Annotated in this window: 9 protein-coding genes and 3 rRNA genes; 2 read left to right on the top strand and 10 right to left on the bottom strand. The window is 61.1% G+C overall.

What is annotated here, in order from left to right; all coding sequences use genetic code 11:
• Positions 1–458: 458 nt before the first annotated feature.
• The 4 genes from JOD47_RS10950 to JOD47_RS10935 all read right to left on the bottom strand — a co-directional run bounded on the left by JOD47_RS10950 (position 459) and on the right by JOD47_RS10935 (position 6,248).
• On the bottom strand, positions 459–614 hold the full coding sequence (locus JOD47_RS10950; protein ID WP_204534239.1) for a hypothetical protein: 156 nt from the start codon (positions 612–614) through the stop codon (positions 459–461).
• Between the two features lie 183 nt (positions 615–797).
• A 5S ribosomal RNA gene (gene rrf / locus JOD47_RS10945) occupies positions 798–914 on the bottom strand.
• A 154-nt stretch (positions 915–1,068) separates the two neighbouring features.
• Positions 1,069–4,218, bottom strand: a 23S ribosomal RNA gene (locus JOD47_RS10940).
• Positions 4,219–4,725: 507 nt separating this feature from the next.
• Positions 4,726–6,248, bottom strand: a 16S ribosomal RNA gene (locus JOD47_RS10935).
• The 16S, 23S and 5S rRNA genes sit together here, the layout of an rRNA operon.
• A gap of 96 nt (positions 6,249–6,344) precedes the next feature.
• On the opposite strand from JOD47_RS10935, the gene JOD47_RS10930 reads away from it, so the two are divergent.
• A complete protein-coding gene (locus tag JOD47_RS10930) occupies positions 6,345–6,554 on the top strand; it encodes a hypothetical protein (protein WP_204534237.1) in 210 nt (69 codons plus the stop codon).
• A gap of 111 nt (positions 6,555–6,665) precedes the next feature.
• On the opposite strand, the gene glgB is transcribed toward JOD47_RS10930, so the two are convergent.
• From glgB to JOD47_RS10915, 3 genes are read right to left on the bottom strand one after another with little or no spacing between them, the layout of a single operon-like run.
• The gene (gene glgB / locus JOD47_RS10925; RefSeq protein ID WP_204534235.1) at positions 6,666–10,322 is read right to left on the bottom strand and encodes a 1,4-alpha-glucan branching protein GlgB; all 3,657 of its coding nucleotides are present in this window, start codon (positions 10,320–10,322) and stop codon (positions 6,666–6,668) included.
• The gene (gene treS, locus JOD47_RS10920; protein ID WP_204534234.1) at positions 10,322–12,088 is read right to left on the bottom strand and encodes a maltose alpha-D-glucosyltransferase; all 1,767 of its coding nucleotides are present in this window, start codon (positions 12,086–12,088) and stop codon (positions 10,322–10,324) included. The genes glgB and treS overlap by 1 nt, the downstream gene beginning before the upstream one ends.
• Positions 12,088–14,103, bottom strand: a complete 2,016-nt coding sequence (locus JOD47_RS10915) for an alpha-1,4-glucan--maltose-1-phosphate maltosyltransferase (RefSeq protein WP_204536631.1) — start codon at positions 14,101–14,103, stop codon at positions 12,088–12,090. Before JOD47_RS10915 ends, treS begins: the two co-directional genes overlap by 1 nt.
• Before the next feature lie 189 nt (positions 14,104–14,292).
• On the opposite strand from JOD47_RS10915, the gene glgP reads away from it, so the two are divergent.
• Entirely contained in the window at positions 14,293–16,905 is a 2,613-nt protein-coding gene (gene glgP, locus JOD47_RS10910; RefSeq protein ID WP_204534233.1) for an alpha-glucan family phosphorylase, read from the top strand.
• On the opposite strand, the gene glgX is transcribed toward glgP, so the two are convergent.
• The 3 genes from glgX to cysS form a co-directional block, all read right to left on the bottom strand.
• A complete protein-coding gene (gene glgX / locus JOD47_RS10905) occupies positions 16,902–18,980 on the bottom strand; it encodes a glycogen debranching protein GlgX (protein ID WP_204534232.1) in 2,079 nt (692 codons plus the stop codon). The genes glgP and glgX overlap by 4 nt on opposite strands.
• Before the next feature lie 16 nt (positions 18,981–18,996).
• Positions 18,997–19,989: a 23S rRNA (guanosine(2251)-2'-O)-methyltransferase RlmB gene (gene rlmB, locus JOD47_RS10900; RefSeq protein WP_204534231.1), complete on the bottom strand. Its 993-nt coding sequence runs from the start codon at positions 19,987–19,989 to the stop codon at positions 18,997–18,999.
• Positions 19,990–20,076: 87 nt separating this feature from the next.
• Positions 20,077–21,540: a cysteine--tRNA ligase gene (cysS, locus tag JOD47_RS10895; protein ID WP_204534230.1), complete on the bottom strand. Its 1,464-nt coding sequence runs from the start codon at positions 21,538–21,540 to the stop codon at positions 20,077–20,079.
• Positions 21,541–21,562: the final 22 nt, after the last annotated feature.

The following is a 21,562-nucleotide window of genomic DNA, read 5'->3' as shown; positions in this document are numbered from 1 at the left end:
CCCGTCAAATCCGCCCTCGCGGGCCATCTGAGCGAGTGTGGCACGGTGGCCACTCCCCACACCAGGCGCACTCCATGAAGGAATACATCCAGATAATGTTGGGAGTCTGTCGCTCTTGCCGGTAACTTTCGCAGTCCCGGCCGCGGCGACTCAGAAAACATTACACGTCGATCCGGGGGCGGGCAAATCAGCGGTTCCTGGCCCCAAAAACCCCGCGTTTGCACGGATCCAGCCCCGCTGGGTGCGCACTTTCAGCGGGCAAGCAGTTCGTGCAACGGAGTGACGTCAACCACAAGCGGGTCCGGACGACGATGGAGGAAGGCGTTCCTTCGGATGATTCGGGCCCACCTTCCCGACACGCTCAGAATGACGACGCCCGGGGCAAACTGCTTCCCTGGCCGAGCTGCACAGTCCACTATGTGCGGAAGATCTCACTCATACGCCTGCGACCAGTGTGATCAGTCTGTCCGGCTGGACAGCCTCGGCAGCCAGACGTCAATATCGCCGCGGACGTAGGCAGGCTTATCAACCAGACCGAGCCCGAACCAGGAGCCCCATCGGATCCCGCCGCTTGCCCGTACCGCCTTGAGTCGATGAACCGGTGATACTTTCATCCACCATGCCGGCAGCCTCGAAGAAACCGCTACGGACCAAGCCCTACACCTGGTTGCGGGTGTGTGGGGTCGGCGTCGCTGTGGGAGAAGAGGCTGTCCATAGTGGAACTGTAGTGGGTGTTGATCGGGGTGGTTAAAGCAGGAAAGGCCTCACCGTCACGGTGAGGCCTTTCCTTAAGTGTTGTCCGGCGGTGTCCTACTCTCCCACACTCTCTCGGGTGCAGTACCATCGGCGCTGTGGGTCTTAGCTTCCGGGTTCGGAATGGGACCGGGCGTTTCCCCCACGCTATGACCGCCGTAACCCTGTGACCCGACCCCGCGCACCTGGTGTTGCTTGGTGTGTGGGTGGGAAAACTTGTGTGGTTACAACTGTGGTATGTAGTTGTGTTGTGTTCCCTGGTGGGTTGTTGGTTGGGAACCGCATAGTGGACGCGTAGCATAAAAGTGTTTTGTGTGTATCAAGTTATCGGCGTATTAGTACCGGTCAGCTTCACGAGTCGTTAGTCCTCGCTTCCACATCCGGCCTATCAACCCAGTGGTCTGGCTGGGGGCCTCTCACACCAAATGGTGTATGGAAATCTCATCTTGAAGCAGGCTTCCCGCTTAGATGCTTTCAGCGGTTATCCCATCCGAACGTAGCTAATCAGCGGTGCACTTGGCAGTACAACTGACACACCAGAGGTTCGTCCGTCCCGGTCCTCTCGTACTAAGGACAGCCCTTCTCAAATTTCCTACGCGCGCAGCGGATAGGGACCGAACTGTCTCACGACGTTCTAAACCCAGCTCGCGTACCGCTTTAATGGGCGAACAGCCCAACCCTTGGGACCTACTCCAGCCCCAGGATGCGACGAGCCGACATCGAGGTGCCAAACCATGCCGTCGATATGGACTCTTGGGCAAGATCAGCCTGTTATCCCCGAGGTACCTTTTATCCGTTGAGCGACGGCCATTCCACAATGTACCGCCGGATCACTAGTCCCGACTTTCGTCCCTGCTTGAGATGTCTCTCTCACAGTCAAGCTCCCTTGTGCACTTACACTCGACACCTGATTGCCAACCAGGCTGAGGGAACCTTTGGGCGCCTCCGTTACTTTTTAGGAGGCAACCGCCCCAGTTAAACTACCCATCAGGCACTGTCCCTGACCCGGATTACGGGCCGAAGTTAGATATCCAGAGTGACCAGAGTGGTATTTCAACGATGACTCCACCTGAACTGGCGTCCAAGCTTCACAGTCTCCCACCTATCCTACACAAGCCACACCGAACACCAATACCAAACTATAGTGAAGGTCTCGGGGTCTTTCCGTCCTGCTGCGCGTAACGAGCATCTTTACTCGTAGTGCAATTTCGCCGAGTTTATGGTTGAGACAGCGGGGAAGTCGTTACTCCATTCGTGCAGGTCGGAACTTACCCGACAAGGAATTTCGCTACCTTAGGATGGTTATAGTTACCACCGCCGTTTACTGGGGCTTAAATTCCCAGCTTCGCCCGTAAGGGCTAACCGGTCCTCTTAACCTTCCAGCACCGGGCAGGAGTCAGTCCGTATACATCGTCTTGCGACTTCGCACGGACCTGTGTTTTTAGTAAACAGTCGCTTCCCCCTGGTCTCTGCGGCCCCGATCCGCCTCCCCACAGCAAGTGTGGTTCACGGTTGGGGCCCCCCTTCTCCCGAAGTTACGGGGGCATTTTGCCGAGTTCCTTAACCATAATTCTCTCGATCGCCTTAGTATTCTCTACCTGATCACCTGTGTCGGTTTGGGGTACGGGCAGTTGGAACCTCACGCCGATGCTTTTCTAGGCAGCATAGGATCATCGGATCCCCACCAAAAAGCGGGGCCCATCGGGTCTCAGAGACGGTATCCAAACCAGGACCACGGATTTGCCTATGGTCCCTCCTACATCCTTAGACCGGGACAACCATCGCCCGGCCCGACTACCTTCCTGCGTCACACCTGTTAATACGCTTACCTCCCAAGATCAGGTCCCACGCTCCCCACCAACACTGGGTCCGAAGACCACGGGAAGGTGGTTTGGGTGGTTAGTATCCCTTGTTCAGTATGGGCGGTTCTTCACCGGTACGGGAATATCAACCCGTTGTCCATCGACTACGCCTGTCGGCCTCGCCTTAGGTCCCGACTTACCCAGGGCAGATTAGCTTGACCCTGGAACCCTTGATCATTCGGCGGACGGGTTTCTCACCCGTCTTTCGCTACTCATGCCTGCATTCTCACTCGTGTAGGCTCCACCGCTGGTTTACACCGCGACTTCACTGCCCACACGACGCTCCCCTACCACTCCAAACGCCTGAACTCAGGAGAACAAGTCTCCGGCTTGGCTAACATTTGAAATCCACAACTTCGGCGGTGTACTTGAGCCCCGCTACATTGTCGGCGCGGAATCACTTGACCAGTGAGCTATTACGCACTCTTTCAAGGATGGCTGCTTCTAAGCCAACCTCCTGGTTGTCTGAGCAACTCCACATCCTTTCCCACTTAGCACACGCTTAGGGGCCTTAGTTGGTGGTCTGGGCTGTTTCCCTCTCGACTATGAAGCTTATCCCCCACAGTCTCACTGCTGCGCTCTCACTTACCGGCATTCGGAGTTTGGCTGACGTCAGTAACCTTGTAGGGCCCATCGGCCATCCAGTAGCTCTACCTCCGGCAAGAAACACGCAACGCTGCACCTAAATGCATTTCGGGGAGAACCAGCTATCACGAAGTTTGATTGGCCTTTCACCCCTACCCACAGCTCATCCCCTCCATTTTCAACTGAAGTGGGTTCGGTCCTCCACGACGTCTTACCGTCGCTTCAACCTGGCCATGGGTAGATCACTTCGCTTCGGGTCTAGATCACGCCACTCACTCGCCCTATTCAGACTCGCTTTCGCTACGGCTACCCCACACGGGTTAACCTCGCGACGTAACACTAACTCGCAGGCTCATTCTTCAAAAGGCACGCTGTCACCAAAACAAGTCTGGCTCCAACGGATTGTAGGCACACGGTTTCAGGTACTATTTCACTCCCCTCCCGGGGTACTTTTCACCTTTCCCTCACGGTACTGGTCCGCTATCGGTCATCAGGGAGTATTTAGGCTTACCAGGTGGTCCTGGCAGATTCGCACGGGATTTCTCGGGCCCCGTACTACTTGGGATACTCTCCAAGCGGCAGCACGCATTACAGCTACGGGACTCTCACCCACTCCGGTCGGGCCTTCAAACCCGTTCACCTATACGCCTGCACTCACTTCACCAGTCCGGCAGAACTGATACGGAAAGTCCCGCAACCCCAGAGATGCAACGCCCGCCGGCTATCACACACCACTGGTTTAGCCTCATCCGCGTTCGCTCGCCACTACTAACGGAATCACTATTGTTTTCTCTTCCTGTGGGTACTGAGATGTTTCACTTCCCCACGTTCCCCCCACGCACCCTATGTGTTCAGGTACGGGTCACCCAGTCACTCGCGCGCTGAGCGGGGTTTCCCCATTCGGACATCCTGGGATCAAAGTTCGGTTATCAACTCCCCCAGGCTTATCGCAGATTCCCACGTCCTTCTTCGGCTCCTGATGCCAAGGCATCCACCGTGTGCCCTTAAAAACTTGACGATCACACACAACCACCACACCACCCCCCAAAGGAAGCAGTACGACAAACGATTGCGTGCATACACAAAATTTAAGATGCTCGCGTCCACTATGCAGTTCTCAAACAACAACCCCAGTCAACACACCACCCACACCCCACAACCCCAAACAAACAGGATCAAGACGTGAGCAGACATGCCCAGGAAAACCAGAAACCCCAACAACCCACACCCCCAAAAGGATGCAGACTCCTGTTGCCTCAGGACCCAACAGTGTGCCACACAATGAAACCACCACCACCAACCACGCCTTTCCCAAACCCACACCCCCCACACCAACCCCCACACAGGGGACCAGCAGAAGGACACAAGCCCGTACTCAACACGACCAGCACCAGCAGCCATCAATTCGTTGATATTCCACCCATGAGCACCCACCGCAGAACAAACGCCTGCGCAATGGGCATACTCCTGACAACCCCCACACCCCACACAACGTGGAACACGGACAGTTGTAGGCGCTCCTTAGAAAGGAGGTGATCCAGCCGCACCTTCCGGTACGGCTACCTTGTTACGACTTAGTCCCAATCGCCGGTCCCACCTTCGACGGCTCCCCCCCAAAAGGGTTAGGCCACCGGCTTCGGGTGTTACCAACTTTCGTGACTTGACGGGCGGTGTGTACAAGGCCCGGGAACGTATTCACCGCAGCGTTGCTGATCTGCGATTACTAGCGACTCCGACTTCATGAGGTCGAGTTGCAGACCTCAATCCGAACTGAGACCGGCTTTTTGGGATTAGCTCCACCTCACAGCATCGCAACCCTTTGTACCGGCCATTGTAGCATGCGTGAAGCCCAAGACATAAGGGGCATGATGATTTGACGTCGTCCCCACCTTCCTCCGAGTTGACCCCGGCAGTCTCCCATGAGTCCCCGGCATAACCCGCTGGCAACATGGAACGAGGGTTGCGCTCGTTGCGGGACTTAACCCAACATCTCACGACACGAGCTGACGACAACCATGCACCACCTGTAAACCGGCCACAAGTGGCCGACACATCTCTGCGCCGTTCCGGTTCATGTCAAGCCTTGGTAAGGTTCTTCGCGTTGCATCGAATTAATCCGCATGCTCCGCCGCTTGTGCGGGCCCCCGTCAATTCCTTTGAGTTTTAGCCTTGCGGCCGTACTCCCCAGGCGGGGCACTTAATGCGTTAGCTACGGCGCGGAAAACGTGGAATGTCCCCCACACCTAGTGCCCAACGTTTACGGCATGGACTACCAGGGTATCTAATCCTGTTCGCTCCCCATGCTTTCGCTCCTCAGCGTCAGTTAATGCCCAGAGACCTGCCTTCGCCATCGGTGTTCCTCCTGATATCTGCGCATTTCACCGCTACACCAGGAATTCCAGTCTCCCCTACATCACTCAAGTCTGCCCGTACCCACCGCAGATCCGGGGTTAAGCCCCGGACTTTCACGGCAGACGCGACAAACCGCCTACGAGCTCTTTACGCCCAATAATTCCGGATAACGCTTGCGCCCTACGTATTACCGCGGCTGCTGGCACGTAGTTAGCCGGCGCTTCTTCTGCAGGTACCGTCACTTTCGCTTCTTCCCTACTGAAAGAGGTTTACAACCCGAAGGCCTTCATCCCTCACGCGGCGTCGCTGCATCAGGCTTGCGCCCATTGTGCAATATTCCCCACTGCTGCCTCCCGTAGGAGTCTGGGCCGTGTCTCAGTCCCAGTGTGGCCGTCCACCCTCTCAGGCCGGCTACCCGTCGTCGCCTTGGTAGGCCATTACCCCACCAACAAGCTGATAGGCCGCGAGTCCATCCAAAACCACAAAAGCTTTCCACCAACCACCATGCGATGGAAGGTCGTATCCAGTATTAGACCCAGTTTCCCAGGCTTATCCCAGAGTCAAGGGCAGGTTACTCACGTGTTACTCACCCGTTCGCCACTAATCCCCCCAGCAAGCTAGGGATCATCGTTCGACTTGCATGTGTTAAGCACGCCGCCAGCGTTCATCCTGAGCCAGGATCAAACTCTCCGTAAAAAACTACGAACACAACACGAACCCCCCGGAAAAAGAGAAACCCATGCTGCACAAAATTCGAAACCAGCCAAAAAACCAGCCACCCCACGGGGTGAGATGACCAGCAAATCAACCAATCAAAAAACAATCGGTATCAACAAACATGGCACACTATTGAGTTCTCAAACAACAGAAGCACCCGGCACCAAACACAACCCTCAAGGCCGCATCATCGCTCCGGAGCAACTTTTCAAACTTACCCACCAAACCCCACCCCGTCAAATCCGCCCTTCACACACGATCCGCTGCAACCAGAATTGGATCTGATTTTCACGAGTAGTGGATGTTGGCCTGATCCGAAGTGATCGTCGGCGCGGATATAAACTCTAGCACCCCGGAAGCGGAGTTGTAAATCCGGCTTCCGGGGGCCTTCCCGGGCTAGACCTGGGCCGGTGTGAGGTAGAGAACTCCCAGCGGCGGAACCCGCAGATCCGCATACGCCGGCAGTCCGTGGTGCGCTCCTTCGACGGCTTCAACGAGGCCCATGTTTCGTACACCAGATCCGCCGTATTCTTCGGCATCCGTGTTGAGCAGTTCGGTCCATTGCCCCGACCACGGCATGCCCACCCGGTAACCCTCATGGGGCGAACCCGAGAAATTCGCAACACAGACAAGGGGATTGCCTTGGGTATCCCAGCGGATGAAGGACAGGGTGTTGTGGGCACCGTCATTCTCATCAATCCACTGGAACCCTGATGGATCGTTGTCCCGCACATACAGTGCCGGCGTATCCCTGTAGATCGAGTTGAGTGACCGAACCATGGTCTGCACGCCCTTATGCGGGATAGTGTCCGACAGCCACCAGTCCAGCCCGTACTGCTCGGACCATTCCGACTCCTGCGCAAACTCGGTGCCCATGAAGATGAGCTGCTTGCCCGGGTGCGCCCACTGGAATGCCAGGTAGGCGCGCACGTTAGCCAGTTGCTGCCACCGGTCACCCGGCATCTTGCGAAGCAGCGAGCCCTTTCCGTGCACGACCTCGTCATGACTGATCGGAAGCATGAAGTTCTCGGTGTAGGCATACACCATCGAAAAAGTAGCCTTGCCGTGATGATGCATCCGATTGATCGGATCCTCGGAAATGTACTGCAGGGAATCGTGCATCCAGCCCATATTCCACTTGATGCCGAATCCCAGCCCGCCCTGCGCTGTTGGGCGGGTCACGCCGTCGAACGCTGTTGATTCTTCGGCGATCATCACAATGCCGGGCACACGCTTGTACGCGGTGGCATTGACCTCCTGAAGGAACGAGATCGCCTCAAGGTTTTCACGGCCCCCGAATTTGTTCGGCTGCCACTGTCCTTCCTCGCGGGAATAGTCCAGGTACAGCATCGAGGCGACGGCGTCGACCCTCAACCCGTCGATGTGGAATTCCTCCAGCCAGTACAGGGCGTTGGCCACCAGGAAATTACGCACTTCCCGCCGACCGTAATCAAAAATCAGTGTGCCCCAGTCGGGATGCTCGCCCAGCTGCGGGTTGCCGTGCTCGTACAGAGTGTCGCCGTCGAACCGGGCGAGAGCCCATTCGTCCTTGGGGAAGTGGGCCGGCACCCAGTCCATGATTACGCCGATACCCGCCTGGTGCAGCTTGTCCACCAGGTATTTGAAGTCGTCCGGGTGGCCGAACCGGGCCGTCGGTGCAAAGTAGGACGTCACTTGGTAGCCCCACGAACCACCGAAGGGGTGCTCAGCGACCGGCATAAGCTCGATGTGGGTGAACCCCTGCCACTGCAGGTACTCAACCAGCTGTTCAGCGAGCTGTTTGTAATCGAGTCCAAGACGCCAGGACCCGAGGTGAACTTCGTAGACGCTCATCGGGCCGTTGTGTGGATCATTGGAGGCCCGCTTTTGGATCCACTCATCATCTTCGAATACGTAGCGTGACTCCACAACCCGGGATCCGGTGAGCGGCGGGATCTCTGTACCCCGTGCCATCGGGTCGGCTTTCTCACGCCATTGCCCATCACGACCGAGGATTTCGAACTTGTAGCGGGCGCCTGCCTCTGCGCCCGGAACGAAAAGCTCCCAGATCCCGGAGCTGCCCAGCGACCTCATGGCGTGGACCGAACCGTCCCAGCCATTGAAGTCGGCCTTGACCCGGACTGATTGTGCATTCGGAGCCCACACAGCGAAGCTGACTCCAGCGATGTCGCCCAGGGTGGAAGCGTAGCGGCGCACATGAGCACCCAGCGCCGTCCAGAGGGTCTCGTGCCTTCCCTCCGCAAGCAGGTGCATGTCGATCTCGCCCAGAGTGGGCAGGAACCGGTAGGCATCATCAACCAGTTGCGGCGCGCCGTCGTACACCACTTCCAGGCGGTAGTCCGGCACATGTCCCGGCCGTTCAGGTTCCACCGTGCCAACCCAGATGCCGTTGTGTTCGTGGCTCAGCTCGATCCGGCCGGTGCCGGTCACCACAGTGACGCGTTCCGCGAGCCTGCGAAGGGTGCGGATGGTCACGTGCCCATGGTGGTCCAGATGAGCTCCGAGAACGGCGTGCGGTTGATAGTACCGCCCTTCGGAGACTTGCTGGAGAACATCCGGATCCACCTGGATAGGATCACCGGGAGGCGCCGTGGTGGCCTGGTCCTGCGCCGCGGCCGTCCCGCTCGCTTCGCCGGCCTGATCCAATGTTTTCTCCTTGGCGGAACCGCCGCCCTTAAGCATCCGCCGAACTGCTGACACGGGTACATCCACCCAATCTGGCCGGTTTCTCAATTCGTACACCACCTCATAGAGTGCCTTGTCAAGCCATAGCGCACGGAAAAGGGAACCCGCGCGATCGACCGTTGTTCCAGCCTCACTGGAATAGCCGTCGAGGAAGGCAGCCACCGAATCCGTGGCCCAAGCCTCAGCGGCCGATGGCGGGACCACCGTTTCATGTACGCCCACTCCCGCTGCGTACTCCAGAGACCGTACAAGCCCGACGACGTCGCGGACCGGGACATCCGGCACACTTCGTTCGGATGCCGGCCGCAGTGGTTCACCTTCGAAGTCGAGGACGAGCCAGCTACCCTCGCGGGTTGCAAGAATCTGTCCAAGGTGCAGATCCGCGTGGATGCGTTGCAGTTCCGGGAGCGCTTTCAACTCCTGCACTTCGCCGATGACCGCCTGGATCTGCTCGTCGTACGGCCCTACGGTGGCTCCCGCTTCACGCCAGGCCCACTCGATACGGCTGGCCAGGGACTCCCTGAACTCAGCTGATTCCTGCTCGGTTGCGGCGCGGCTCCCGAAGGCATGTGCGAGCTGGTTGTGGATGCGTGCGATGACACGGCCAAGCTCACCCGCCTCCGTGGTGAATGGCTGCCCCGCCTCCAGAGCAGTGATCGCCTGCCGCCAGGCATCCTTGCTGCCCGGAATGAACTCGCGAAGCACGCTGAGATGCCCAGTGACCCATTCGTCGGTGGACCTGGTGTCCTGCCAACTGCCCATCACCCAACCAAAAGTCTGCGGGACGTCAGTGGAACCGGCATCGGTGAGCTTTGCGCTCACCAGCACATCGGGGCTCTCCCCCGCGGCCAGGACGCGGAAGAACTTCAGGATTGTCGGTGTCTCGCCGGAGGAAATAACAACCGATGTGTTTGACTGTTCGCCGCCGAGTACCGAGATATCTGCCGACGGCGCCACGGCGTCGGTGGACGGGAAGCCACCGAGTGATGTTGCCCTGGTTCGGCCGTCATCCGTGCCGCCCCCGGTTCGGATGAGCTCGAGCCACGCGGCGATGAACACGGGATCATGGGTGCCGTCATAGACGTACCTGCGTCCGAGTTCGGCGTGGTCGGTTTCCCCCAGAAGCGCCGATTCGGCCCCTTCAAGAGGCTCCGATCGAAAAGTAAGCGGCACATTGACGACGTCCAGCCTTCTTCCGGACTCGACCGCAACGAGATGCACCTCCAGCCCCACCTCAGCTGCTGGGTCTTCAAGCCGGATACCACCGGCGCGGCTCAGGGAGATTTCCCTGCCCTTCGAAGGGAACCAGCGCTGGCTGGGCATCCAATTTGTAAGCAGTTCGGGAACGGATGACGTGGATTCGGCCATTACTGCACTGCCTTCGAGATAGGGATGACGGGGATGGCTTCGGTAAGTGGCGACGCCACATTGGAACTCGCCGAGCGCAGCCGCAGCCAGTAAAAGTCGTGGCTGCCCAGTGTCAGCGTGAGATCGCCGTCCTCACCGAATGCAGGGAAGGGGGTACCGCCGAAGAGGTCCCGCAGCCCCCTGCCTGAGTACTCGGGCAGGTGGAGTCGTGCAGCCACCGGATGCTGGGACAGGTTGAACACGCAGAGGATGATTTCGGGCTGTTCCCCTTCGGGGTTGTCCTCCGGGACCTCACGGATGAATGCGAGCACCGGCTCGGCCTCAGTGGGTACGTTGCGGTAGGAGCCGAGACCGAATGCGGGATGCGATCGCCGCACAGCGAGCATCTGCCGCATCCAGTGCAGCAGCGAACTCGAGCTTGCGAGCTGCGCTTCGACGTTCACGTGGTTGTAGTGATAGACGAGCGACTGAACGACCGGAAGGTAGAGCTTGCCGGGATCTGCGGTTGAGAAACCTGCGTTCCTGTCCGGATTCCACTGCATCGGTGTGCGGGAGGCATCGCGGTCCTCAAGCCAGATGTTGTCGCCCATGCCGATCTCATCGCCGTAGTACAGGAACGGGCTTCCCGGCAGCGAGAGGAGCAGTGCATGGATGAGTTCCACCTCGGCCCGTGAGTTGTCCAGCAGCGGCGAGAGCCGACGGCGGATACCGACATTGGCGCGCATCCGGGAGTCTGGGGCATACCACCCGAGCATCGCTTCGCGCTCCGCATTGGTGACCATTTCGAGCGTGAGCTCATCGTGGTTCCGGAGGAAAGTGCCCCACTGGGCGCCGGCCGGGATGTCCGGGGTCTCCGCCATCGTTTCAATGATCGGGGCAGCTTTCTGGTCACGCAGCGCGTAGAACAGCCGCGGCATGATCGGGAAGTGGAAGCACATGTGGCACTCCGCGCCGTCGTCGTCGCCGAAGTACTCCACCACCTGGTCCGGCATCTGGTTTGCCTCAGCGATGATCACACGCCCCGGGTAGTTCTCGTCCACCATGGACCGCAGGTCCTTGAGGAACGTGTGGGTGGCGGGCAGGTTTTCACAGTTGGTGCCCTCCTCCTCGAAGAGGTAGGGGATGGCGTCTGCGCGGAAGCCGTCGATTCCCTGATCCAGCCAGAAGCGCACGACGTCGAACAATGCCTCCGTCACCTTGGGGTTCTCGAAGTTGAGGTCAGGCTGGTGGCTGAAGAACCTGTGCCAGAAGAACTGCCGGCGGACGGGATCGAAGGTCCAGTTGGACTCCTCCGTGTCAACGAAGATAATCCGGGCGTCCTGGTACTTCTCGTCCGTGTCGCTCCACACGTAAAAGTCACCATAAGGCCCGTCCGGATCCGTGCGTGACTCCTCGAACCACTGATGTTTGTCCGACGTATGGTTCAGCGGAAGGTCGATGATGACGCGCACACCGCGTGCGTGGGCTTCGGCTACCAGCCGCTTGAAATCGCTCAGACTGCCGAATTCATCGAGCACGTCATAGTAGTCCGCGATGTCATAGCCGCCGTCGCGCAACGGGGACTTGAAGAACGGAGGCAGCCAGAGGCAGTCGACTCCGAGCCACTGCAGATAATCGAGCTTGTCGATCAGGCCGGTGAAGTCTCCGGACCCGTCGCCGTTTGCGTCGGCGAAACCTCGAACCAACACTTCATAGAACACTGCCTTGCGATACCAATGCGGGTCATGCGCAAGGCCCGGGGCATGCAGCTGAAACGGATTCGCCACTAACGAGTCCTCCTGACGGAAAGGATATGAGCCGGTTCCACATGGGCATCCAGCCTGACATAGTTGTGGGCTCCCCACTGCCAACTCTGGCCGGTGACGAGGTCATCCACCCAGAACGTGCCATCCTCATTCCAGTCCCCGCCGGCAAGACCGAGGGCACCGAGATTGAGGGACACGGTGGACTCCCGTGCGCTATGCGGATCAACATTGACGACGACGATCAAGGTGTCCTTTTCCTGGCCGTCCTCGCCCAGATTTTCCTTGTGCTTGGAGAAGACCAGGGTGGCCTCATCCGTGCTGCTGTGGACCGTAAGGTTCTCGAGATCACCGAGTGCCGGATGGGAGCGGCGGATCTCGTTCAGCCGGGTGAGGAAGGGTGCGAGGCTTCGCCCCTGTGCTTCGGCGGCTTCGTAGTCACGGGGGCGGTACTCGAACTTCTCATTGTCGATGTACTCCTCCGCACCCGGCCGGGCAACGTGCTCGTACAGCTCATAGCCGGAGTACACACCCCACAGCGGGCTTGCCATGGACGCGAGCACGGCCTTCACCTTGAACGCCGCCGGCCCACCGTACTGGAGGTACTCGGTCAGGATGTCCGGCGTGTTCACAAAGAAGTTGGGGCGGAAGAATGCGGCCGTGTCCCGGCTGACCTCGGTGAAGTACTGCTCCAGCTCTTCCTTGGTGTTCCGCCAGGTGAAGTAGGTGTAGGACTGCTGGAAGCCTGCCCGCCCAAGGGCGTGCATCATGGCCGGCCGCGTGAACGCCTCGGCCAGGAAGACGACGTCGGGGTGTTGCCTGTTCACCCGCGCGATGAGCCATTCCCAGAACTGCACCGGTTTGGTGTGCGGGTTGTCCACACGGAAGATGCGGACACCATGGCTCACCCACAACAGGACAATGCGCAGAACCTCGTTGTAGATGCCGTCCGGATCATTGTCGAAATTGATCGGGTAGATGTCCTGGTACTTCTTCGGCGGGTTCTCGGCGTAGGCGATCGAACCGTCCACGCGTGTAGTGAACCATTCGGGGTGTTCCGTGACCCAGGGATGGTCCGGGGAAGCCTGCAGCGCCAGATCCAGGGCTACTTCGAGGTTCAGTTCCTGCGCCCGCCGGACAAAGGCGTCGAAGTCTTCGAAGGTACCCAGGTCCGGGTGGATGGCGTCGTGGCCACCTTCCGGGGCGCCGATTGCCCACGGGGAACCGGGATCGCCCGGCCCTGCGTTCAGCGTGTTGTTGGGGCCTTTGCGGTGCGACGTTCCGATCGGATGGATTGGAGGGAGATAGACGACGTCGAAACCCATCTGCGCGACCGCGGGGAGCCTTGTCGCTGCGGTGACGAAGTTCCCCGAGGTCCATTGTGCGGTGCCGGGGTCATAGCTGGCGCCTTCCGAGCGAGGGAAGAACTCGTACCACGCGCCACGGCCGGCGGCCTCGCGCTCCACAAGGATCGGGTACGCACGTGACGGCGTAACCAGATCCCGCAGCGGTTCGCGCTCAACCGCTGCAACAATGTCCGGGCTGTGCCCGGCGGCAAGGCGCTCATCGATGGGCAGCTCCCGGTTCCGGAGCCGCTCAGCGGTGGAGAGGAAAAGGTCCTTCTCGGATGCCGGCCGGAAGGAGGCCTGGGAGGTGAAGAGCACCGCGCCTTCTTCGAGCATCAGCTCGACGTCGACACCCACTTCAATCTTTACGGTTGCGTTGTGGTGCCAGGTTTCGTAGAGATCGCTCCAGCCTTCGATCAGGAAGGAATGAAGCCCGACGGCCGGGGGCCGCAGCCTGCCTTCATAATGGTCCGTTCCCATCCCGAGGGGCGCCAGCCGTACCCGCTGCACTTCCGCACCCTGTGGGTCGAGCAGTACAGCCGATACACCGAGTTGATCGTGCCCTTCCCGGAAAACCGTTGCCCCCACCACGATGTCCGACCCCGGTACGGCCTTCGAGGGGAACCGCCCGCCCTCGACCACCGGAGACACCCTGGTGATGGGAATTCGTCCGAACCGCAAATCTTCGCCCATGGATGCGCCTGCCCTTGTTCGTGTCGCGTCGCTCGAAGTGGTCACAGACTAGACGTTATCCATTATCGCGTCAGATTGCTAAGGCGACTTTCTAAAGGGGATGAGTGTTGCACTTCACATTGCAAGCGTTTACGCACATGCGGGGCCAAGACGTACTCCGGCTCGGAAATGTACGCTAACCTACCCAACGTGAAGGCAATCCGTAGGTTTACTGTCCGTACCGTTCTTCCGCCGAGCATCGCTCCCTTAGGTAAGCTGGCTGGCAATCTGCGCTGGTCCTGGCATTTGCCGACCGCGCGCCTGTTCCATGACATCAATCCTGAGGCGTGGGAAGCCAGCGGCCACGATCCCGTGCAGTTCCTCGGGTCCATCACCCGTGAGCAGCTGAAGCAGATTGCGGCGAACCAGGAACTTGTTGCACGGATCCAGGATCTCGGAAACGATCTCGAGCAGTACCTTTCCGAGCCCCGGTGGTATCAGTCGCTCGGCGAGGACGCGCCGAGGTCCATCGCCTACTTCTCCCCCGAGTACGGCATCAGCGCCGTCCTCCCCCAGTACTCCGGCGGCCTCGGCATCCTTGCCGGTGACCACCTCAAGGCGGCATCCGACCTGGGTGTTCCGCTCGTCGGGGTCGGCCTCCTCTATCAGGCGGGCTACTTCAAGCAGTCCCTGTCCCGTGACGCGTGGCAGCAGGAAACCTATCCTGTCCTCGACCCGGACGGACTCCCACTCACGCTCCTGCGCGAGGACGACGGCACCGCTGCGACGGTAGTGCTGCCGCTTCCCAACGGGCGGGAGCTGCGCGCCCACATCTGGAGGGCCGACGTCGGGCGCGTTCCGCTGCTGCTGCTCGATTCAAACGTTCCGGGCAACGATGAAGCGGCGCGCAACGTCACCGACCGCCTGTACGGCGGCGGCGGTGACCAGCGTCTGCAGCAGGAGCTGCTGCTGGGCATGGGCGGCGTGAAGGCACTGCGCATCTTCCAGCGATTGACCGGGCTTTCAGCCCCCGAGGTGTTCCACACCAACGAGGGACACGCCGGATTCCTCGGCATCGAACGCATCCGCGAGCTCATGGACTCGTCGAATGAGCAGCCTATGTCCTGGGAGGAAGCGCTGACCGCCGGCCGCGCGTCCACCGTCTTCACCACGCACACGCCTGTTCCAGCCGGTATTGACCGATTTGAACGGGCACAGATCCAGCACTTCTTCGATGCAGGCCTGGCGCCTTCCGTCCCCACCGAACGTGTCCTTGAGCTGGGAGCAGAAAATTACGACGGCGGTGACTCGTCGAAGTTCAATATGGCGGTCATGGGGCTGCGGTTGGCGCAGCGCGCCAACGGCGTGGCAAAACTGCACGGCGAAGTATCTCGGGAAATGTTTTCCGGACTCTGGCCGGGGTTCGATTCCCGGGAGGTCCCCATCACCTCGGTGACGAACGGCGTCCATGTACCCACCTGGGTGGACCCCCTCATCGCCGACTTCGCCCGGGAGAACTTCGGTGCGGAGTCCGTGCTGGACCCGCAGTGGGCACGTGTGTATGACGTTGAGGACGCCGACATCTGGCGGCTGAGGCGGATCATGCGCTCGAACCTCATCGATGACGTCCGCTCCCGCCTGCGGTCCTCGTGGAAGAAGCGCGGCGCAGCCGACGCGGAGCTGGCCTGGACCGATCATGTCCTCGACCCGAACGTGCTGACCATCGGATTCGCGCGCCGTGTACCCACCTACAAGCGGCTCACCCTGATGCTGCGCGACGCCGACCGCCTCAAGGCACTTCTGCGTCACCCCACCAATCCCATCCAGCTCGTCATCGCCGGAAAGTCACACCCGGCTGATGAGCAGGGCAAACGCATGATCCAGGACCTCGTTCGTTTCACTGACGACCCGGAGGTTCGTCATCGGATCGTGTTCCTCCCGAACTACGACATCGCCATGGCACGCACGCTCTTCCCGGGCTGCGATGTATGGCTCAACAACCCGCTCCGCCCACTCGAGGCATGCGGTACGTCAGGGATGAAATCGGCCATCAACGGCGGGCTCAACCTGTCCGTGCTGGACGGCTGGTGGGATGAGATGTACGACGGCGACAACGGCTGGGCGATCCCGACCGCCAACAACGGAGCCTCTGCCGACGAGCGCGACGACATCGAGGCGGCCGCCCTGTACGACCTGATCGAGGAGCAGGTGGCTCCCCGCTTCTACAGCACGGTCCGCGCGCCCGGCGTGGGCGCTGCGGGTCCCTCGTCTCCGTCAAGCGACGGCGTCCCGCATCAGTGGGTGGCAATGATTAAACACACCATGGCGAAACTGGGGCCTGCGGTTTCCGCTGAGCGCATGCTTCAGGACTATGTGGGCCGGCTGTACCAGCCCGCATGCCGGGCAGGGCGTCTGGCAGTCCGCGACGGCTACAGCTCGGCGAAGCAGATGGCGTCATGGCGTTCGAAGATCAAGGACGGCTGGTCAGCCGTTCAGGTTGAACACGTCGACTCACTCGGCGTCTCCGAGGAGCCTCAGATCGGCGACTCGCTCACCGTCAATGCCTACGTCTCGCTGGGAAGCGTAGGGCCGGAGGACGTGTCGGTGGAAGTGGTTTACGGCCGCGCCTCCGATAGCGATGACCTGAGCGAGGTAGCCGTAGCCGATCTTCAGGTTGGCGAGGATCTGGGCCGCGGCAGGTTCCTGTTCAGTGGTGAAATTGTCATTGACCACTCCGGCTCGTTCGGCTACACCGTCCGCGTTCTGCCGCAGCACGAGAGCCTTGCATCCAGGGCTGAACTTGGACTCGTGGTGAACGCCTAGACCCGGTAGACAGTTACCGAGTTTGCCGCCGCGGTGTCCGTTTCTCCTCCACGGAGACGGGCACCGCGGCGTTTTCCGTTGGCGGTCGCTGTGGTGAACCGCAGCTCGAACATCTGGTTCTGACTCTCGGGGACACCCAATCCCCGCAGTGCTGCTGCAGTGGGAAGAACCAGGTTGCGGTCCTCCAGATGTCCGTTGACCACAATCAGTCCGTCGAGGTCTCCACCCGGCGACCCAAGCAGCAGCTGGACGGTCCGGCACTCTGGATCCGACCATTGCTCCTGGCGCATGGGCTCGCCGTCCGCATTGAACCAGAGCAGGTAGGAGGTATCTTCCCGCGCGGGGTATCCGGCGGGCTGCTCGGTCAGGAATTCCCGGCGGATGCGCAGCAGTTCGCGTGTTGCCGTAAGCATGCTGCGGGCGTCGTTGTCGTGGTTCCAGTGCACCCACGCCAGCTCATTGTCCTGGCAGTAGGCGTTGTTGTTCCCGTGCTGGGTGCGGCCGAATTCATCCCCGGCGGTGATCATCGGGACCCCGAGCGCGAGCAGCTGCGTCGCCATCAGGTTTCTGGCCGTAAGCGAACGGGCGGCCAGGATGGCCTCCTGCTCCGTTGGTCCCTCGATACCGTGGTTGTAGCTGCGGTTGTCGTTGTGTCCGTCACGGTTGGCCTCGCCGTTGGCCTCATTGTGCTTCCGGTTGTAGGCCGTCAGGTCCGCCAGCGTGAAGCCGTCGTGGGCTGTGACGAAGTTGATCGAAGACACCGCCGTCCGACCGGAACGGCCGAACACCTCGGCAGAGCCGGCCAGGCAACTGGCCAGCCGGGCCACCGTGCCCCCGCGCCGCCCTTCGGCCAGGGCAGCCTGGTCAGACAACCAGAAGTCGCGGGCGGTATCCCGGAAGCGGTCGTTCCAGTCGGCCCAGCCCTGGGGGAAGTTTCCCGTCTGCCAGCCGTTGTACCCGACGTCCCACGGCTCAGCGATCAGCTTGACGCCGCTCAGCACCGTGTCTGCGGCGATCGCGATCAGCAGTGGGTGCCGCGGCGTGAACTGGTGGCTTTCATCCCGGCAGAGGGCGACCGCGAGGTCAAACCGGAAGCCGTCGATACCGAACTCGTCGACCCAGTATCGCAGGGAATCCAGTGCGAACTGGATCACGCGCGGCTCAGTGAAGTTGACCGTGTTTCCGCAACCGGTGGTGTCCAGGTACCGGCCGTCGTCGTGGTGGCGGTAGTACTTCATTTCGCTCAGTCCGCGCCAGCAGAGTGCGGGACCGCCCTGTGGGCCCTCGGCGGTGTGGTTGTAGACGACGTCGAGGATGACCTCGATCCCGGCCTCGTGGAGGAGTCGGACCATGCCCTTCAGCTCGTCCTGCACGGCCTTCGGCCCGGCCTTGCGCGCGGCGTCGGTGGCGTACTCCGGGTGGGGAGCAAAGAACCCCAGCGTGTTGTAGCCCCAGTAGTTGTTCAGCCCGAGCGGTTCCAGGTGCGGCTCATCTATGTGGAAGTGGATCGGCAGGAGCTCAACCGCAGTGACTCCCAGTTCCAACAGGTGCCGGATCATTGCCGGGTGGGCAAGGCCCGCGTAGGTGCCGCGGAGCTCCTCAGGCACATCCGGATGCAGCTGTGTGAGGCCCTTGACGTGCGCCTCATAGATGACGCTGTCCCTCCAGCGGGTACCCGGACGACGGGATGAGCCCCAGTTGAACGCCTGATCAACCACGACGGAGAAGTAGACCGGGGTTTCATCCACCCGGACGGTGTCGATCGCGCGGCCGTACGGGTCCAGCAACAACTGCGCCGTCCCGGGCTTACCCTCCAGCGGCACGTCCGCCGGCCAGAACGCGTACCTGGAGGACTCCCCCATACCGTCCACCAACCCGTGGTGGACACCATCCGTGAGTTCCGGAAGCACAACAGCGTTCCAGCTGCCCTGACCATCCTGGTAATGCACCGCCACCGCATCCAGGTCAGGTGCGTAGACGGCAACGTCGAAGAGGTGCGACTGTTCACCGGCACACCGGCGGACCCCCAGCGGGAAGGCTTGCGAACGTTGGGCGATCTCGGTGGTCATGCTCATGGAGGGAATTCGTTTCCTAACGGGCTTCGGCCGCCCGCTGACGCGAGATTTCATAGAGGCTGATGCCCACAGCCATTGAGGCATTCAGCGATTCCATGGCGGAGTCGATGGGAATGGACACGATCTGGTCGCAGTTCTCCCGCACCAGCCGTGAGAGACCCTTGCCCTCCGAACCGACCACCAGGCAGACAGGCTCGACGCCGAGAGTGATTTCCGGCAGCGAGATATCGCCGTCGCCGTCCAGTCCCAGAACAAAGATGCCCTGGTCCTTGAAGGACTTCAGCGTGGAGTTCAGGTTGCCCACACGGGCAACGGGTACCCGCACGGCCGCCCCGGCACTGGTTTTCCAGGCTGAAGCGGTCACGCCGACCGAGCGCCGTTCAGGCACGATGACGCCGTGGCCGCTGAAGGCGGACAGCGACCGGATGATGGCGCCCAGGTTGCGCGGGTCGGTGATGCCGTCCAGCGCCACGAACAGGGGCGCCTGGCTGATGTGCCCCTTCTTCCATTTGGCGATTACCTCGCCGGCGAGATCGAGGCCGTCGGCGTATTCGTAGGGCGGAATCTGAAGCATCATGCCCTGATGAACGGAGCCATCCGCAAGACGGTCCAGCTCAGGCTTGCCCGTTTCCATGAGCGGGATACCGCGCTCGGTCGCAAGCTTGAGTGACTCACGGACGCGGTCATCCACGTCGATCCGGATGGCGACATGCAGTGCCTTGGCAGGGATACCGGCCCGCAGCGCTTCCACCACGGCGTTCCGCCCGGTGACGTACTCTTCGCCCGGTTTTGCCTTGGACCGGCTGGGAGCTGCCCGGCCGGCAAGCCGCTTTGCCGCGGAACGCTCCGCCAGCTGCTTGCTCTTGTGCGACTTGTGGTACGGCCGGTCCTCAGCCTTGGGCGTTGGCCCCTTGCCCTCAAGCGACTTCCGTCCATGCCCGCCCGTGCCAATGGTGGGACCCTTCTTGGTCTTGCGGATAGCACCAGGACGTCCGTGGGGGTTGGCCATGGGGAAACACCTTCAGATAGGGAACTTGCGTGAGTCCAGTTTACGCGGGTGGATGCCCGGTCCTTCCCCTACCTATTTTGCGGACAGTCAGTCGCGGGCGAGGCTCCAGCGCGCACCGTCCGGGGAGTCCTCGACCACGACGCCGGCCGCCGCCAGTGCGTCCCGGATGGCATCCGCCCGTGCCCAGTCCCTGGCTGCGCGGGCTGCGGCGCGTTCGGCGAGCTGGGACCGGATCAAAGCGTCAAGCGCGCCGTGTTCCGGGCTTTCCCGGTTTCCCTCGGCCGACCTCACATCATCGAGCCCCAGCGCAGCGGTCATGGCGGTGACGGCGGCTGCTGCCCGGGCGGCGCCGTCGTCGTCCTTGCCTGCCAGCGCCGAATTGCCGACCCGCACCGTCTCGTGGAGGACAGCAAGCGCGCGCGGAACGTTGAGATCCTCGTCCATGGCCTCGGCGAAAGCCTCCGGTATGTCCTGCCACTCCGGCGCGCGTCCTGCATGACCGAACTTGGCTGCACCCGCCTTTGCAAGGAATCCATCAATGCGTTCGACGGCGGCAGCAGCCTCCTGGAGCGACGTAGGCCGGTAGTCCAGGACGGAGCGGTAATGCGCCTGCCCGAGGTAGTAGCGGACTACCCTCGCACCGGCGAGCTGCAGCATCTCGTCGGGGCTGATCGTGTTACCCACCGACTTCGACATCTTCTCGCCCTCGTAGGTCACCATCCCGTTGTGCATCCAGAACCTGGCGAACGCATGGCCTGCGGCCTGCGACTGCGCCATCTCGTTCTCGTGATGGGGAAAACGCAGGTCCAGGCCGCCGCCATGAATGTCGAACTCGGCGCCAAGGTACTTCGTCACCATCGCGGAGCATTCGAGGTGCCAGCCCGGACGGCCCGGCCCCCACGGGCTGGGCCACGCCGCGGTCTCCGGTTCGCCCTCTTTCCAGCCCTTCCAGAGGGCGAAGTCTCGTGGGTCCTTCTTGCGGTTGCTGAACTGTGCTTCGACGTCCGGTGCGGCCTGCATGTCATCGACGTTCTGGTTGGTGAGGCTGCCATAGGCTGGCCAGGACCGCACGTCGAAATAGACATCGCCCGACCCGTCCGCAGCCGGATACGCATGGCCCCGGTCGATGAGTTGCTGGATGAGCTGGTGCATTTCCGGGATGTGGCCGGTGGCGCGGGGTTCATAGGTGGGCCGTTGCACCCCGAGGGTGTCGTAGGCCTTGAGGAACTCCTGCTCGTAGCGGTAGGCCAGTGCCCACCACTCTTCGTTGGGCACAGCGTCCGGATCTGCCGGCACCTCATCGAAGGAGGCTTTGGACTTGGCGAGGATTTTGTCGTCGATGTCCGTGACGTTCCGGACCACGGTCACCACGTAACCGCGGATGCGCAGCCAGCGGGTGAGCTGGTCGAAAGCGATGGCGGAACGGACGTGACCTACGTGGGGCATCCCCTGGACAGTGGCCCCGCAATAGTAGACCCGTGCTTCCCCGGAGCGTACCGGTGTGAACTCGCGGACTTCTGCCGTTGCGGTGTCATAGAATCTCAGGCTCACCGATCCAGACTACCGAATCCGG

Source organism: Arthrobacter tumbae (genome assembly GCF_016907495.1).
Lineage (GTDB): Bacteria > Actinomycetota > Actinomycetes > Actinomycetales > Micrococcaceae > Arthrobacter_D > Arthrobacter_D tumbae.
This window is presented reverse-complemented; position numbering and strand designations above follow the sequence as displayed.

Excerpts from the sequence above, each read along its gene's own strand:
- JOD47_RS10950 (WP_204534239.1), bottom strand. The coding sequence starts at position 614 with ATGAAAGTATCACCGGTTCATCGACTCAAGGCGGTACGGGCAAGCGGC.
- JOD47_RS10930 (WP_204534237.1), top strand. The coding sequence starts at position 6,345 with ATGACCAGCAAATCAACCAATCAAAAAACAATCGGTATCAACAAACAT.
- glgB (WP_204534235.1), bottom strand. The coding sequence starts at position 10,322 with ATGGCCGAATCCACGTCATCCGTTCCCGAACTGCTTACAAATTGGATG.
- JOD47_RS10915 (WP_204536631.1), bottom strand. The coding sequence starts at position 14,103 with ATGGGCGAAGATTTGCGGTTCGGACGAATTCCCATCACCAGGGTGTCT.
- glgX (WP_204534232.1), bottom strand. The coding sequence starts at position 18,980 with ATGAGCATGACCACCGAGATCGCCCAACGTTCGCAAGCCTTCCCGCTG.
- rlmB (WP_204534231.1), bottom strand. The coding sequence starts at position 19,989 with ATGGCCAACCCCCACGGACGTCCTGGTGCTATCCGCAAGACCAAGAAG.